The following is a 14,844-nucleotide window of genomic DNA, read 5'->3' as shown; positions in this document are numbered from 1 at the left end:
AAGAACGAGATTCTTCAAAAACAACTGTAACACCTCACTATTTTTGAACGAACTGATAATTGAACTTACGGAAATCAGCCCCCAGGAATTTTTCGGACAACAAAATTCCAATATTGAGCTGCTCAAAAAGTATTTCCCAAAATTGAAGATTGTGGCACGGGGCAACAAGATCAAGGTTTTTGGTGACGAAGAACTGCTTGAAGAATTCGATAAGCGTTTTGATGAGCTCACCAGCCAATTTGCCAAGTACAACAAACTCGATGAGAATATGATCGAACGGGTGCTTACCAGCACCAGTAAGGCAGATTATGCCTCATCCTCCAGTAGCGGCGATGTGCTCGTGCATGGCGTGAGCGGTAGGTTGATCAAGGCACAGACAGCCAACCAGAGACGTTTGGTAGATGCCTGTAAAAAGGACGATATGGTATTCGCTATAGGTCCTGCAGGTACAGGAAAGACGTATACGGGAGTCGCTTTGGCAGTTAAGGCTCTAAAGGAAAAGCAGGTAAGGCGTATTATTTTGACACGCCCCGCGGTAGAAGCAGGGGAAAATCTTGGATTTTTACCAGGTGACCTCAAAGAGAAGCTAGATCCTTATATGCAGCCCTTGTACGATGCGTTACGGGATATGATTCCTTCGGAAAAACTGGAGAAATACATTGAGGATGGAACCATTCAGATTGCACCCATGGCTTTTATGCGAGGGCGCACCTTGGACAATGCCTTCGTGATTTTGGATGAAGCCCAAAACACCACTCATGCGCAAATGAAGATGTTCCTGACCCGGATGGGGAAAAACGCCAAGTTCTTGTTGACAGGTGACCCAGGGCAGATTGATTTGCCAAGAAGGGTAATCTCTGGCCTTAAAGAGGCACTTCTTATTTTAAAAAACGTAGACGGAATCAGTATCATTTATTTGGATGATAAAGACGTGATTCGTCATAAATTGGTGAAAAAGGTAATTGATGCCTACAAGAACATAGAGCACCAAAATCAATTTTAGGGAATAATATGGGAATGAATACGCTGATGTCCACGGATTTTAACTTTCCTGGGCAAAAATCTGTTTATAAAGGAAAGGTACGGGAGGTCTACACCTTGGAAAATGATATTTTGGTGATGGTGGCTACAGATCGTCTGTCCGCTTTTGATGTGGTAATGCCCAAGGGCATCCCTTACAAAGGACAGATTTTGAACCAGATTGCGACCAAAATGATGAAGGATACCGAGGACATTGTTCCCAATTGGTTGATGGCCACTCCAGACCCTAACGTCGCGGTGGGCCAAGCTTGTGAACCGTTTAAGGTAGAAATGGTTATTCGTGGGTACATGTCCGGCCATGCCGCCCGTGAGTACAAAGCTGGAAAAAGAATGCTATGTGGTGTTCCCATGCCCGAAGGGATGCAGGAGAACGATAAGTTTCCAGAACCTATGATTACCCCGGCCACTAAAGCCGAAAAGGGCGACCACGACGAAGATATTTCCAAAGAAGATATTTTAAAGAGAGGGATTGTTTCCAAAGAAGATTATGAAATTCTGGAGAAATACACCCGTGCCCTGTTTCAAAGGGGGACTGAAATAGCGGCCAAAAGAGGCCTTATTCTAGTGGATACCAAATACGAATTCGGTAAGACCAAGGATGGGAAAATTGTGCTGATCGATGAAATCCACACGCCCGATTCATCCCGTTATTTTTATGCTGATGGCTACGAAGAGCGGCAAGAAAAAGGGGAGGCCCAAAAGCAATTATCCAAAGAATTTGTAAGACAATGGTTGATTTCCAACGGATTTCAAGGACTGGAAGGGCAGTCCGTTCCCGAAATGTCCGATGACTATATTGAGTCGGTTTCCAATCGATATATCGAACTCTACGAAAATATTACGGGCGAACCATTTGTAAAAAGTGATATCTCCAACCTCCAAGAACGTATTTTATCCAACGTAATGGAGTATTTGGAAAAATAGTTTACTAAAATTAAGATTTACCCAATAAAACTTCATCCTTTTTAGGGATTACACTTCTTTTTCACAGTCCTATTGATACATATTTAAAGCTAAATTGATATATTTATGCTAAGTAAATATATCTACAATGGAAAGTTGTCCCAATTGCTCTTCAACCGTATTTACCAAAGCAGGGGTCGTACAAGATAGACAGCGTTATAAATGTAAATCCTGCAACTACTATTTTACGGTTCCAAAGTTGGGCAAACAAATTGATGATTACTTCGTAAATAAGGCATTACAGCTGTATTTGGAGGGTTTGGCCTATCGGGAAATCGAACGTATCCTCGGTGTTTCTCACGTGTCCGTCATGAACTGGGTCCGAAAGTACAATATCAAACGTCCGTACAACTCCAAATACCATCCCACCTACAAAATATTGAACCACACCGAGCTACAAAAATACTTTCAAAACCCTGAAAATCTCAAAGGTGCTGGCCAGTTGGTAACTGAGCTTGGGGACAAGTTTATGCTCATAAAATGGGATAGGTTCAGGGATTAAGTATAGCTATTTTACAGAAAAGTATACTGGTTTTTATTTCAGCGTAATTTTTTTGGATGTTCGTAGGGCACATAACCCTCTAACAACCAAACTGAAATGAAACAAATGCTTATCGGAATGACTTTATTTTTATGCGTCGTTCCTAAGTCTTTCTCACAAGGGAACACCGAGTACACCGGTGGTTACAAAGTGAGTTTTAATGAAGATGGTACCAAGTATCTCCGTATCATCGCATGGGGACAATTCTGGGCCCAGTATTCAGACAACGTGCCCGAAGATGCCAGTAATCTTAACCTGAGTGTGCGACGCGCCAGGATTCTTACCTACACCCAATTGAACAAAAAGTTTTTGATTTTGACCCATTTCGGTCTCAATAGTTTAAATGGGTCCAATTTGAGCCCTACGGGCAAAGGAGAATCCGCGCAACTGTTCTTCCACGATTTTTGGGGAGAATGGACCCTGAGCAAAAATGCAGCGGTTGGTGCTGGACTCCATTATTGGAATGGGATTTCCCGCTTGAACAATAGTAGCACGCTAAATTTCATGACATTGGACAACAACCGTCCTTCTTGGGCGGTCTTGGGCCTAAGTGATCAGTTTGCCAGGCACTTGGGTGTTTATGCCAAAGGGAAAATAGGTCGTCTTCAGTATCGAGTGTCCTATAACGAGGCAATTACCAATACACTCGACTCTGGAAATGACCCTACTCCAAACGGCAGAGCGGTGTACCGTGGACGTGAACTATTGGGGGCAGGGGAAGCTGGCAAGGTGGTTCAAGGTTATTTTGATTACCATTTTCTCGACGAGGAGTCCAACTTTCTTCCCTATAAAGTAGGTTCGTACCTCGGTACCAAAAGCATATTGAATTTAGGGGCAGGTTTTCTCAATCACAGAAATGGGGCTGTGGTTATGGATGAGGTTGGCAATATGGAAGGGGAAGATGTAAACATTTTTGCTGTGGATGCCTTTTACGATGCACCACTTGGTGAGGATGGTTCAGCAATAACAGCCTATGCGGTGTATCAAAATAATGATTATGGTCGTAACTTTAACTTGGGACCGTATGGAACCGGCAACATGGTTTATGGCCATGTAGGCTATTTGATTCCTGGGCCTGACACCAAATCGCGTTTACAACCCTACTTGTCCTATCAAACCAGGACCATTGATGCCATTGACGATAATACAACAAGATGGGGCGTTGGAGCCAATCTTTATATGACGGGCCATCACTCCAAATTGACCTTGGAGTATGCAAATTCCAAGGTAGGTAATGCCGATGGAATGGGAATGATTACGTTACAAGCACATATTTATTTATAACAACTAAACCAACAAATTATGTCAGAAGAACAGCAAAAGGCCAAGGCCTATTGGAAAGAAAACCTCAGATATTTATTGATACTACTGATTATCTGGTTCCTTGTCTCTTACGGAGCCGGCATCCTATTTAAAGATGCATTGAACACCATCCGATTGGGTGGGTTTAAATTGGGGTTCTGGTTCGCCCAACAAGGATCAATCTATGTCTTTGTCATACTCATTTTTGTATACGTTCGCCTCATGAACAAACTGGACAAAAAATACGGATACGACGAGAAGTAATTAACCAACAAAATTTACAATTATGAGTGATGTACAAATTTGGACCTATGTCTTGGTAGCCTTGTCATTTGGTCTGTATATAGGAATTGCCATTTGGTCCCGAGCAGGATCTACCAAAGAATTTTACGTAGCAGGAGGAGGAGTTTCCCCTTTGGCAAACGGAATGGCCACAGCAGCGGATTGGATGTCAGCCGCCTCGTTCATTTCCATGGCGGGGATCATTTCCTTTGCGGGTTATGATGGTGCAGTGTATTTGATGGGATGGACCGGTGGATATGTGCTTTTGGCCCTGTTATTGGCGCCGTATCTGAGAAAGTTCGGAAAATTTACCGTGCCCGATTTTATTGGTGAACGCTATTACTCCAAAACCGCTCGGATTGTAGCGGTAATCTGTGCTTTGATCGTGTCCTTTACCTATGTGGCCGGACAAATGCGCGGCGTGGGGATTGTGTTTTCCAGATACTTGGAGGTGGATATCACCACAGGAGTAGTGATTGGTATGGTAATCGTTTTGTTCTATGCCGTTTTGGGTGGTATGAAAGGAATCACCTATACCCAAGTAGCACAATATTGTGTGTTGATTTTCGCCTTTATGGTCCCTGCGATTTTCATTTCCATTCAGATGACAGGCAACCCCGTTCCACAATTAGGTTTTGGTGGTACCCTTGCCGATGGTTCAGGAACCTATCTGTTGGATAAATTGGATGGTCTTTCCACCGAACTTGGTTTTGCAGAGTATACCGATGGCTCCAAGAGTGTAATTGATGTCTTTGCCATCACACTTGCCCTTATGGTAGGAACAGCAGGTTTGCCCCACGTAATCGTTCGCTTTTTTACAGTGAAACGCGTACGTGATGCGAGAAAATCGGCAGGATTGGCGTTGTTGTTCATTGCCATCTTGTATACAACGGCCCCCGCGGTAGCTGTATTTGCCAGAACCAACCTGATCGAGACGGTAAGCGGAAAAGCCTATGACGATATGCCGGAATGGTTCAGTCGTTGGGAAACCACTGGACTGATAGCCCATAACGATAAAAACGGTGACGGTAAAATACAGTATGTGGCCGCACCAGAAATAAATGAGCTTACCGTAGACCGTGATATCATGGTATTGGCCAACCCAGAAATTGCTGACCTTCCCGCGTGGGTGATTGGTCTTATTGCCGCTGGTGGACTTGCTGCGGCACTATCAACAGCAGCTGGACTTCTGTTGGTCATATCATCATCTGTTTCCCATGATTTGATCAAAAACGTACTTAAACCAGACCTATCTGAAAAGGGTGAATTATGGGCAGCACGACTTTCTGCTGCCGTTGCAGTGGTTATTGCAGGTTATTTTGGAATCAACCCGCCCGGTTTTGTGGCGGCAGTGGTCGCCCTCGCCTTTGGTCTTGCGGCGGCATCGTTCTTCCCTGCCATCATATTGGGTATTTTTTATAAAAAAATGAACAGCAAGGGAGCTATTTCCGGTATGATTGTCGGTCTATGTTTGATGCTCTTCTACATGCTGAAATTCAAATTTGGAATTTTTGACGGTGGTAAGGAAGCTGTTGCCGGACTTCAGGATAGTTGGTGGTTTGGTATATCTCCCGAAGGCTTTGGAACCATTGCGATGATAGTGAACTTTATCGTTGCACTAGTGGTCAACAGGTTTACTCCAGAACCACCGGAAGAAGTACAGGAAATTGTGGAGCGTATCCGCATACCAAGCGGAGCAGGAGAAGCGTCTTCACATTAATAATGCGTTGCCAAAACGGTGCGGTATCAATTTACCGTACCGTTTTTGTAATTTTCCATGGAGCCAAGCATAATTAAAAATGAAAAAGCGACATCAGCAAAAATTAATCCTCATTTCCATAGTACTTTTCTTTTTATGGAACGTACCCTTCGTCACTTTATTCGATGGGGACGGACAGGTGTTGGGTTTTCCCATATTTTACGTTTTCATTTTTTCGAGTTGGTTGATTGCCGTCGTTTTGATGTATATAATTTTAAAACGATTCTATGAGTAACTATGCCGTAGGATTGGTCATTGTGCTGTATTTGTCCATGCTTTTTGTTATTGCCTATGTTGCCGAAAAAAACAAAAGAAGCAAATGGACCAACAACCCTTATGTATACACACTTTCTTTAGCGGTGTATTGCACGGCTTGGACGTATTACGGCAGTGTGGGAATCGCATCGAGCTCCGGAATCAGTTTTTTGGCCATTTATTTGGGTCCTGTCTTGGCCATGCCACTTTGGATAGTCCTTATGAAAAAGGTAATCCGCATCTCTAAGCAACACAAAATATCGAGCATAGCCGACTTTATTTCCATTAGATATGGGAATAACCGTCAATTGGGTGCTTTGGTCACCTTAACCTGTTTGTTTGCCATTATACCCTACATTTCGCTACAGTTAAAGGCAGTATCCGAAACCTTTTCCTTGATTTCGGCCAAGGGAAGTTATCAATCTACCGGATTTTTTGACGACTCCACCTTTTACATTGCATTGCTCATCGCCGTTTTCGTGGCCTTTTACGGAACCCTATCCACCGATACATCAGAACACCGCAAAGGAATTGTGGCAACGGTGGCTTTGGAGTCCATATTAAAACTTTGTTTTTTCTTGGCGATAGGGGTCTATGTTGCCTTTTATCTGTTTGATGGCACTACGGATATTTACCAACAGGCAAGCCTACGGGAAAATTTTGACCAATTGACCACCTTTGGAGGACTTGGGAACGGTTTTAACTGGTTGTTCACCATTTGTTTATCCTTTTTCGCCATTTTTTTGTTGCCTCGTCAGTTCCATGTTGCCGTGGTGGAGAATGACAACGAGAACCATTTGCGCAAGGCGATTTGGTTGTTTCCGCTATACCTGCTCTTGTTCAATGTCTTTGTAATCAGTATCGCATGGGCAGGCAACATACGTTTGGATGCAACAGTGAACCATGATTATTATTCTTTGTTGTTGCCCTTGCAGCAAAACGACTACGGATTGGCCGTTATGGTTTTTATTGGTGGATTCACTACGGTAATATCTATGATCGTGGTCTCCACTTTGGCACTATCCACCATGGTGAGCAACAATATTGTTATTCCCTACGGTTTTATCAAAACATTGGTAGAAGGAAACCCTGAGGAGAATGCGAAGCGTATCAAGAATATTAGAAGAATATCCATTTTCTTATTGATTATCGCAGCCTATTTTTTCTATATCCGCTTTTCCGTGCAATTATCGTTGTATTCCATTGGTTTGATATCATTCTTGATTATTGCGCAACTGGCACCCTCTTTCTTTTTGGGATTAACATGGAGAAGAGGAACCGCTCGTGCGGCAGAAACGGGGATGCTGGTTGGCTTGGCCATTGTTTTTTATACCATATTTCTTCCTGTAATCAGCAATATAGCTAGGCCCAATGTAGATGTTTTAACGGAGGGGTTGTTTGGATACGCATGGTTCAAACCTGCCCAGACCTTTGGATTTGACTATTTATCGCCGGAGAGCAATGCCTTTTTATGGAGTATGGCATTCAACACCTTGAGTTTTGTCGCTTTTTCGCTAAATACCAAAGGAAACTATCGGGAAAGGAACTACGCGGAGATGTTTGTCAACCATGAAAATTATGGAAACCTACAAGAAGGAGGATTCATCTGGAAGGGTGAGGCCTATGTGGCCGACATCAAACGTCTATTGAACCGATTTTTGGGAGAACAACGAACTAACAGGGCCTTGCAGTTGTTCAATAGAAAATACAATATTTCGGAAACCGAGGAACGTGCGGATGCACGGTTGATCAATTTTTCGGAGAAACTTTTGACCGGAAGCATTGGGAGTGCCTCCGCAAAAATACTATTGGCTTCTGTTTCCAAAGAAACCCCCATAAGCCTGGTGGAGGTGCTTCATATTTTGGAGGAGAGCAAGGAGACCAAAGCCAACAATAAATTGCTGCAGGAAAAGTCCAACGAATTGGCTGCCATGGCACGGCAGCTCAAATCGGCAAACGAGGAGCTTCGCATACAGGACAAACTAAAGGATGAATTCTTGGATACCGTCGCACATGAGCTCAAGACACCGGTTACGTCCATCAAGGCCGCCTCCGAAGTTCTGGAGGATGCCGATATGCCAGCCGAACTACGGATAAAGTTTCTGGAAAATATAAACAAGGACAGCGACCGATTGGACACCTTGATTCGGAACATTCTTGATTTGGAAAAACTGTCAGGTAACCGAACGGAATTGGAAAAGGAAGAACACGATATGTCGGATACTATACGAAAGGCGATACATGGAGTGGAGCAGATTGCATCAAAGAAAGGGGTGAGCATCAAATTTTCAAAAAAACAGAACGTATTTGCGACCTATGATGAAGACCGAATTTTGCAAGTGTTGACCAACATGTTGTCAAATTCCCTTAAATTCACGGAACCACAAACGGGAAAAATTAAAATTCTTTTGGAAGAGCTCGAAACGGAAGTGTCTGTCATTGTCAAGGATAATGGTCGAGGTATTCCCGATGAGGACAAGGCATATATCTTTGATAAATTCTATCAGTCAAAAAACCAAAACATCAAAAAACCACAAGGCAGTGGATTGGGCTTGGCGATTTGCAAAAAAATAGTGGAGAGCCATGCAGGGACTATTTCCGTGGACAAAGACTATAAAAAAGGAGCACTTATACGATTTTCAATACCGAAGGAACAATGAAGCAGAAAAAAATACTGATCGTGGATGATGAACCCAACATTTTGATGTCGTTGGAGTATGCGTTCAAAAAGAAGGATTTTGAGGTTTTTATCGCCCGGGATGGTACGGAAGCCATTGAAATATCGAACCGGGAAAAGCCAAACCTTATTCTTTTGGATATCATGATGCCCGAAATGGATGGGTACGAGACCTTGAAACAGGTTAAGGACAACGAGGATTTGGCACACACCAAAATTGTGTTCCTATCGGCAAAAAGTAAGGAGAAGGATGTTGAAAAAGGTTTGAAAATGGGTGCAGATCGTTATTTGACCAAGCCATTTTCCCTGAAAAAGGTAATTTCTGAAATAGAGGAGCTATTGGCGTAACACAATTAAAAACTAGAAACTAAACGAATAATGTACATAATAACCAAACACAATATTAGATGAGTAATTATCATATCAAACACTTGGAGGAATATTTTCAGGTGTATCGAAAATCAGTGAGGAATCCCGAAGGATTTTGGGAAGAAGTGGCCGAAGAGCACTTTCAATGGCGCAAAAAGTGGGATTCGGTGTTGGAGTGGGACTTTTCAAAGCCAGAAATCAGTTGGTTTAAAGGAGCCCAATTGAACATCACCGAAAACTGTATCGACAGACATCTTCGCATCCGAGGAGATAAGACTGCCATCCTTTTCGAACCAAACGACCCAAACGAGGAAGCAGAACACATTACCTACCGCGAATTGCATGAGCGCGTGTGTAAATATGCCAACGTCCTAAAAGAACAAGGGATTAAAAAAGGGGATAGGGTGGTAATTTATTTGCCCATGATTCCAGATTTAGCCATCGCTGTTTTGGCGTGCGCGCGAATAGGGGCCATACATTCCGTTGTTTTTGCAGGGTTTTCTTCTACCGCACTATCCACCAGGATAAACGATTGTGGCGCGAAAGCTGTATTGACTTCCGATGGTTCCTACCGAGGAGCCAAGGTACTCGACCTTAAAGGCATAGTGGACGAAGCATTGGAAAAATGTCCTGACGTAGAAACCGTTTTGGTGACCAAGCGTACAGGAGGAAAAGTCACTATGAAAGAAGGTCGTGATAAGTGGGTACAGCCACTTTTGGACAAGGCCTATTCGGACTGCGTACCGGAAATTATGGATGCCGAAGACCCATTATTTATCCTGTACACTTCTGGTTCTACTGGACGCCCTAAGGGTATGGTCCACACAACGGGAGGTTATATGGTGTACACCGCTTACACCTTTAAAAATGTGTTCCAATACCGAGAGGAAGATGTATACTGGTGTACCGCAGATATTGGTTGGATCACCGGTCACTCTTATATTGTTTACGGACCTTTGGCCAACGGCGCCACTACGGTAATGTTTGAAGGAGTACCTACCTATCCCGACTTTGGTCGGTTCTGGGATGTGGTGCAAAAGCACAAGGTGACCCAGTTTTACACGGCACCAACAGCCATTCGGGCCTTGGCCAAGGAGAACCTTGATTTCGTGACCAAGTATGACCTTTCCAGCCTCAAAGTTCTGGGAACCGTCGGAGAGCCTATCAATGAGGAAGCTTGGCACTGGTACAACGACCATGTTGGGGAAAAGAAATGCCCTATTGTAGACACTTGGTGGCAAACTGAAACAGGGGGCATACTGATTTCGCCCATTCCATTTTCCACGCCGACCAAACCCACCTATGCGACCCTTCCGATGCCGGGAATACAACCCGCATTGATGGATGAAAACGGTCAGGAAATCAAAGGGAACCAAGTGGATGGCAGATTGTGCATCAAATTTCCATGGCCCTCCATAGCCCGGACCATTTGGGGCAATCACCAACGCTACAAGGATACCTACTTCTCTGCCTTTGAAGGCAAATATTTTACAGGAGATGGTGCCCTGAGAGATGAGGTGGGCTACTACCGAATCACGGGAAGGGTTGACGATGTGATTATTGTGTCAGGCCATAATCTGGGTACCGCTCCGATTGAAGATGCCATCAATGAGCATCCTGCCGTGGCTGAATCGGCCATTGTCGGATTCCCGCACGACATCAAGGGAAATGCATTATACGGGTATATTATTCTGAAAGAAACAGGGGAGGACCGTAATCGGGATAACCTGAAAAAGGAAATCAACCAATTGATTACTGAACATATCGGCCCGATTGCCAAGTTGGATAAAATCCAGTTTGTGGAAGGACTGCCCAAAACACGAAGTGGTAAGATTATGCGTAGGATTCTCCGAAAAATTGCATCAAAGGATACCAGCAATTTAGGCGATACATCAACCTTGTTGAACCCAGAAGTGGTGGAGTCCATCATGAAGGAAAGTCTATAAGCAGACATTATCAGATATGGATAAAGGGCCTCTTACCGTAAGAGGTCCTTTATTTTTTTGGGTTTTAGTTTTTCTACGCTTCGTAAGAATGCAATGGCAGTGATAAAAGCATCGCCCAACGCCGTATGCCTATCCTTTCTGGAGATACTGTACTTTTTGGCCAGATCATCCAAGGAATACCGCTCTTTTTTTTGAACTACTGTAGAAATCAAAAGCGTCCGAATATAAAGCGATTCGGTATCCAATGTTTTGTTCTTCAGCTTGGGAAGCCCGTTCCGCTTGAGTGCGGCATTGATCATATTAATGTCGAACATCACATGATGCCCCACTAAAACATGGTTTTTGGCATATACCAAAAAACGTTTCAGGGCTTCTAGTTCATTTAAGGAGTCCTTTTTGTGTTTTTTGAGGATACCATGGATTTCCGCACTTTCGGAGTCATAATGTTCCTGTGCGATATACACCTCAAAACTGTCCTTCACCACAATGGTGTTGTCCTTCAATTTTAAGGCTCCAATGCAAAGCATCCGGTCTCGGGTCAAACTAAAACCCGTTGTTTCCGTATCCAAGACCACAAACGTATTTTCTGCGATATCATCCGGAAGCGGTTCCTTAAAATACGCTTCATACTCCCACCAAAAATCGGGTAGTTCCAAAGGTTTTTTTTTGGTGAATGGCCACATTAGCGCAACAGATTTTTCACTTGGAACCTAATTTCCAAGAGGGATTGGATTTCCTTGACGGTCTTAAAGGTTCGCTTGAGTTTGATTTTTTCCTCCTTGTTCAGTTTGTCCAAAGCAATATATCTTCCCGAATCGTTGTGCAAAAGCCCTTGACGGGTCCTGAATTTCAACAATGCCTTGCTGGCGTAGGAACAGGCGAGATACAGTTCTTTGTTGTTGGGCTCCAGCTCCGCCAGTTTTTCGTAACGCTCTGCCGTGTTGTTGATGGATTTGATGGAATGGGATAGGATGAGCACACGGGCCGCATCGATAATGGGCATGAGCACCCTCAATTTTAAATCGAAAAAGTCTTTGTGCTCGCCGTCCTGCTCCACTAAAAAATCCCTGAAAAATCCGGAGGGAGAAGGGTTTTGTAGGGCTCCGCTTGCCAAATGGGTAAAGAATTGGGGGTAGCCTTGAACGCTGTCAAAAATATCTTGCGAGAGTTCGTCCGCCATCGACTTTTCCCCAAAAGTCACGTTGTAATCAAAAAAGATGGAGGATAACAGGATTTCATCTGGCCCCGGATTATGGATCCAGTGCCGAGTCACCTTTTTCCATTCGCTCAGGCTGTGGCACCAAGCCGGGTTGGAAGCCATCATTTCGGCAGGGCAGTATTCAAACCCAATGGTGTTCAATCCTTTGGAAATCCGTTCGCCAAGGGCTAAAAAATAGCTCCGTGTCGATTCCAGTTGTTCCTCGGGCACATCTGCAAAGATGATGGCATTGTCCTGATCCGTATTCAATAATTGCTCACCACGCCCCTGACTGCCCATACTCAGCCAAGTAAATGAAACAGGGGGCTCCGTTTCCATTTTTGATAAGGCTATTTTAATAACTTGTTTGGTAGAGGCATCATTCAGTTCCGAAATGATTTTGGCCACCAATCCCAAAGGAATATTTTGGTCCAGATAGCCTTGTAGCAAGTTCATAATACCATGCCGTATGTTGCGAAGCCTCTTGTATTTGGTCGCACGTTTAATGGCGCGCAAGAGCACGGCCGGGTTATTGCCAACAGCCACCATAATATCGTGTTTGGACAAGATGCCCACTGCTTTGGTATCCGTAGTACCATCCTCGGTAAGTACCAAGTGGCTGATATCGCTCTTCATCATGGCCATCTGGGATTGTGCCAAAGTGAGCCCTTTGGGATAGGTGATAAGGGGAGAGGTCATGATGGATTTGGCCGTGGCAGTAATGGGAAATAGGCCGGTTGCCACTTTCTTCCGAAGGTCCTTATCGGTAATGATTCCAACCGGCAGCTCATCTTTCATCACCAGTAAGCAACTAATGTTATGCTTGGTCATTTTATCGGCTACGGTCTTAATTTTTGTGCCCTTTTTACAGGTGATAAGGTCCGTGGAGTATTTGATGGGTTGAAGATCCAATATTTTATCACTGGAATATTGATTGGAATCACCGCTTTCCCCATACAATTTGCCCCGATGTTTGATGGAGTAGGGGTTACCTGTGTTGGAAGCAAAGCTTTCTATCAAGAAATTGCCAATACGTTTGTTTTCGAGCGCCAACGGTTTAAAGTCGCTAATGGGGATGGCGTACAGGATGGTTTCTTCGTAGGCTTTGGCTTCCAATTTGTAGCTTTCATTGGCCAAAAGGGGGCGAAGTCCGAATACGTCGCCCTCATCACAGATATCCAATATTTGACTGGAACCTGCCTTGGAAAGGGAAACAGCCCCTTTGTTCACGACGTAGAAATGGGAATGGGGGCTTTCGTTCTGCGAAAAAACGGTCGTATTGGTCTCTTTATGAATAATGGTTACCTCCAAGGCCAATTGCTCCAATTGTTTGGGCTCCATGGCATTGAAGGGAGGATAGTTTTTGAGAAAATCGGCAATGCGCTCGGAAATGGTGTTCTTCATAGTCACCTAAAATTAAGGGAAATATGAACAACTCCGTTCACTTAAATCAAAATGCTTTGGTATTCGGGCAATGGGCGGAGCAATTTTATTTTCCGTTGCTTGCCCTGTTGTAGGCCCGTATCATGAGGATGGCCCAGATCGCCACCAGAATAATCACAACAATGGAAAAGCCTAAAACGATATCATTTGCTGTCATTGTCCACAAGTTTTAGGTAGATCATCACGCCCAGAAGGGTTGGTGCCCATAGCCCCACAAAGAGGCCATGCTCCGTGTTGCCGGTAAGGAAGAGGTACTCCGCCATAATAATGATCATGGCGCAGAGCAAAAGCATGAGCAAATTGGGAGTCCCTAACTTTTTAAAGTAATTCATTCGAAGGTTGGTTTAAAGTCTTGAAGTTAGGAAAAAAAATACGGAAAAATAAAAAAGCCACTTAACTGATAACAGCTAAATGACTTTGATTTTTGTAGCGAGAGGGGGACTTGAACCCCCGGCCTCCGGGTTATGAATCCGACGCTCTAACCAGCTGAGCTACCTCGCCGTGTTTTTGCTAAGCGGGTGCAAATATAGGTTTAAATTTTCGCTGAATCAAAATTCATTATTAATTTATTATTTGATATTTATTTTTATATCTTCCCAAACTATACTTAAGCTGAAAAAACTTCTAAAGAACACGACAATGAGTGATAAGGTTAAATTTGAACTGGAATTTGTGATCCAGGCTTCACCTCAGTTGCTTTACCAATATATTTCCACCCCATCAGGACTTTCCGAATGGTATGCCGATAATGTAAACTCCCGTGGGGAGATTTTTACATTTATATGGGATGGCTCCGAGGAGCGGGCCAAACTGCTCAAGCGAAAAAGCGAGGAATTCGTCAAATTGGCATGGGAAGAAAATGAAGATGGTTCCTTTTTTGAAATGCGCATCATTGTGGATGAGATAACAAAGGATGTTTCCTTGTTCATCACCGATTTTGCCGAGGAAGACGAAGTGGACGAAGCGAAAATGCTGTGGGAGAACCAAGTATCGGACCTCAAACAAGTTCTAGGTTCCACTTAGCCCGATTCTTCAGTAAACCGTATCTTTGGTCCCGATAAAAATCGG

Annotated in this window: 13 protein-coding genes and 1 tRNA gene; 10 read left to right on the top strand and 4 right to left on the bottom strand. The window is 43.8% G+C overall.

All coding sequences use genetic code 11. From position 1 onward, the window contains the following. Positions 1–43 precede the first annotated feature (43 nt). The 9 genes from RBB12_RS13745 to acs all read left to right on the top strand — a co-directional run bounded on the left by RBB12_RS13745 (position 44) and on the right by acs (position 11,135). Positions 44–1,003, top strand: coding sequence for a PhoH family protein (locus RBB12_RS13745; protein WP_179384844.1), 960 nt, complete (start codon positions 44–46; stop codon positions 1,001–1,003). Positions 1,004–1,011: 8 nt separating this feature from the next. Next, positions 1,012–1,965 (top strand): phosphoribosylaminoimidazolesuccinocarboxamide synthase, encoded by a 954-nt coding sequence (locus RBB12_RS13740; protein ID WP_409557903.1) that lies wholly within the window; start codon positions 1,012–1,014, stop codon positions 1,963–1,965. Positions 1,966–2,092: 127 nt separating this feature from the next. Next, a complete protein-coding gene (locus tag RBB12_RS13735) occupies positions 2,093–2,506 on the top strand; it encodes a terminase gpP N-terminus-related DNA-binding protein (protein WP_127140688.1) in 414 nt (137 codons plus the stop codon). A 117-nt stretch (positions 2,507–2,623) separates the two neighbouring features. Further along, complete coding sequence (locus RBB12_RS13730) at positions 2,624–3,829, top strand: hypothetical protein (RefSeq protein ID WP_306013897.1); 1,206 nt, start codon at positions 2,624–2,626, stop codon at positions 3,827–3,829. Positions 3,830–3,847: 18 nt separating this feature from the next. Then, positions 3,848–4,111: a DUF4212 domain-containing protein gene (locus tag RBB12_RS13725; RefSeq protein WP_179384848.1), complete on the top strand. Its 264-nt coding sequence runs from the start codon at positions 3,848–3,850 to the stop codon at positions 4,109–4,111. A 22-nt stretch (positions 4,112–4,133) separates the two neighbouring features. Continuing rightward, complete coding sequence (locus RBB12_RS13720; protein WP_179384849.1) at positions 4,134–5,849, top strand: sodium:solute symporter family protein; 1,716 nt, start codon at positions 4,134–4,136, stop codon at positions 5,847–5,849. 266 nt (positions 5,850–6,115) lie between these two features. Continuing rightward, positions 6,116–8,803, top strand: a complete 2,688-nt coding sequence (locus tag RBB12_RS13715) for a sensor histidine kinase (protein ID WP_306013898.1) — start codon at positions 6,116–6,118, stop codon at positions 8,801–8,803. Next, complete coding sequence (locus tag RBB12_RS13710; protein WP_306013899.1) at positions 8,800–9,168, top strand: response regulator; 369 nt, start codon at positions 8,800–8,802, stop codon at positions 9,166–9,168. The genes RBB12_RS13715 and RBB12_RS13710 overlap by 4 nt, the downstream gene beginning before the upstream one ends. Before the next feature lie 59 nt (positions 9,169–9,227). Further along, a complete protein-coding gene (gene acs, locus RBB12_RS13705; RefSeq protein ID WP_306013901.1) occupies positions 9,228–11,135 on the top strand; it encodes an acetate--CoA ligase in 1,908 nt (635 codons plus the stop codon). Positions 11,136–11,167: 32 nt separating this feature from the next. Here the strand turns inward: acs and RBB12_RS13700 are convergent, their stop codons facing one another. The 4 genes from RBB12_RS13700 to RBB12_RS13685 all read right to left on the bottom strand — a co-directional run bounded on the left by RBB12_RS13700 (position 11,168) and on the right by RBB12_RS13685 (position 14,277). After that, positions 11,168–11,791 (bottom strand): 3'-5' exonuclease, encoded by a 624-nt coding sequence (locus tag RBB12_RS13700; RefSeq protein ID WP_313882844.1) that lies wholly within the window; start codon positions 11,789–11,791, stop codon positions 11,168–11,170. Positions 11,792–11,817: 26 nt separating this feature from the next. After that, the gene (locus RBB12_RS13695) at positions 11,818–13,737 is read right to left on the bottom strand and encodes a DUF294 nucleotidyltransferase-like domain-containing protein (RefSeq protein WP_306013902.1); all 1,920 of its coding nucleotides are present in this window, start codon (positions 13,735–13,737) and stop codon (positions 11,818–11,820) included. Between the two features lie 182 nt (positions 13,738–13,919). Then, complete coding sequence (locus RBB12_RS13690; protein WP_306013903.1) at positions 13,920–14,108, bottom strand: hypothetical protein; 189 nt, start codon at positions 14,106–14,108, stop codon at positions 13,920–13,922. 95 nt (positions 14,109–14,203) lie between these two features. Continuing rightward, positions 14,204–14,277: transfer RNA gene (locus RBB12_RS13685), tRNA-Met, on the bottom strand. Positions 14,278–14,415: 138 nt separating this feature from the next. Between RBB12_RS13685 and RBB12_RS13680 the strand changes: the two genes are divergently transcribed. After that, entirely contained in the window at positions 14,416–14,799 is a 384-nt protein-coding gene (locus RBB12_RS13680; RefSeq protein ID WP_179385653.1) for an START-like domain-containing protein, read from the top strand. The last annotated feature ends 45 nt before the right edge of the window (positions 14,800–14,844 follow it).

It is taken from the genome of Allomuricauda sp. MMSF_3307, from assembly GCF_030733585.1.
Taxonomy (GTDB): domain Bacteria; phylum Bacteroidota; class Bacteroidia; order Flavobacteriales; family Flavobacteriaceae; genus Flagellimonas.
Note: the sequence above shows the minus strand (reverse complement) of the source record. Positions and strands in the feature narration are given on the sequence as shown.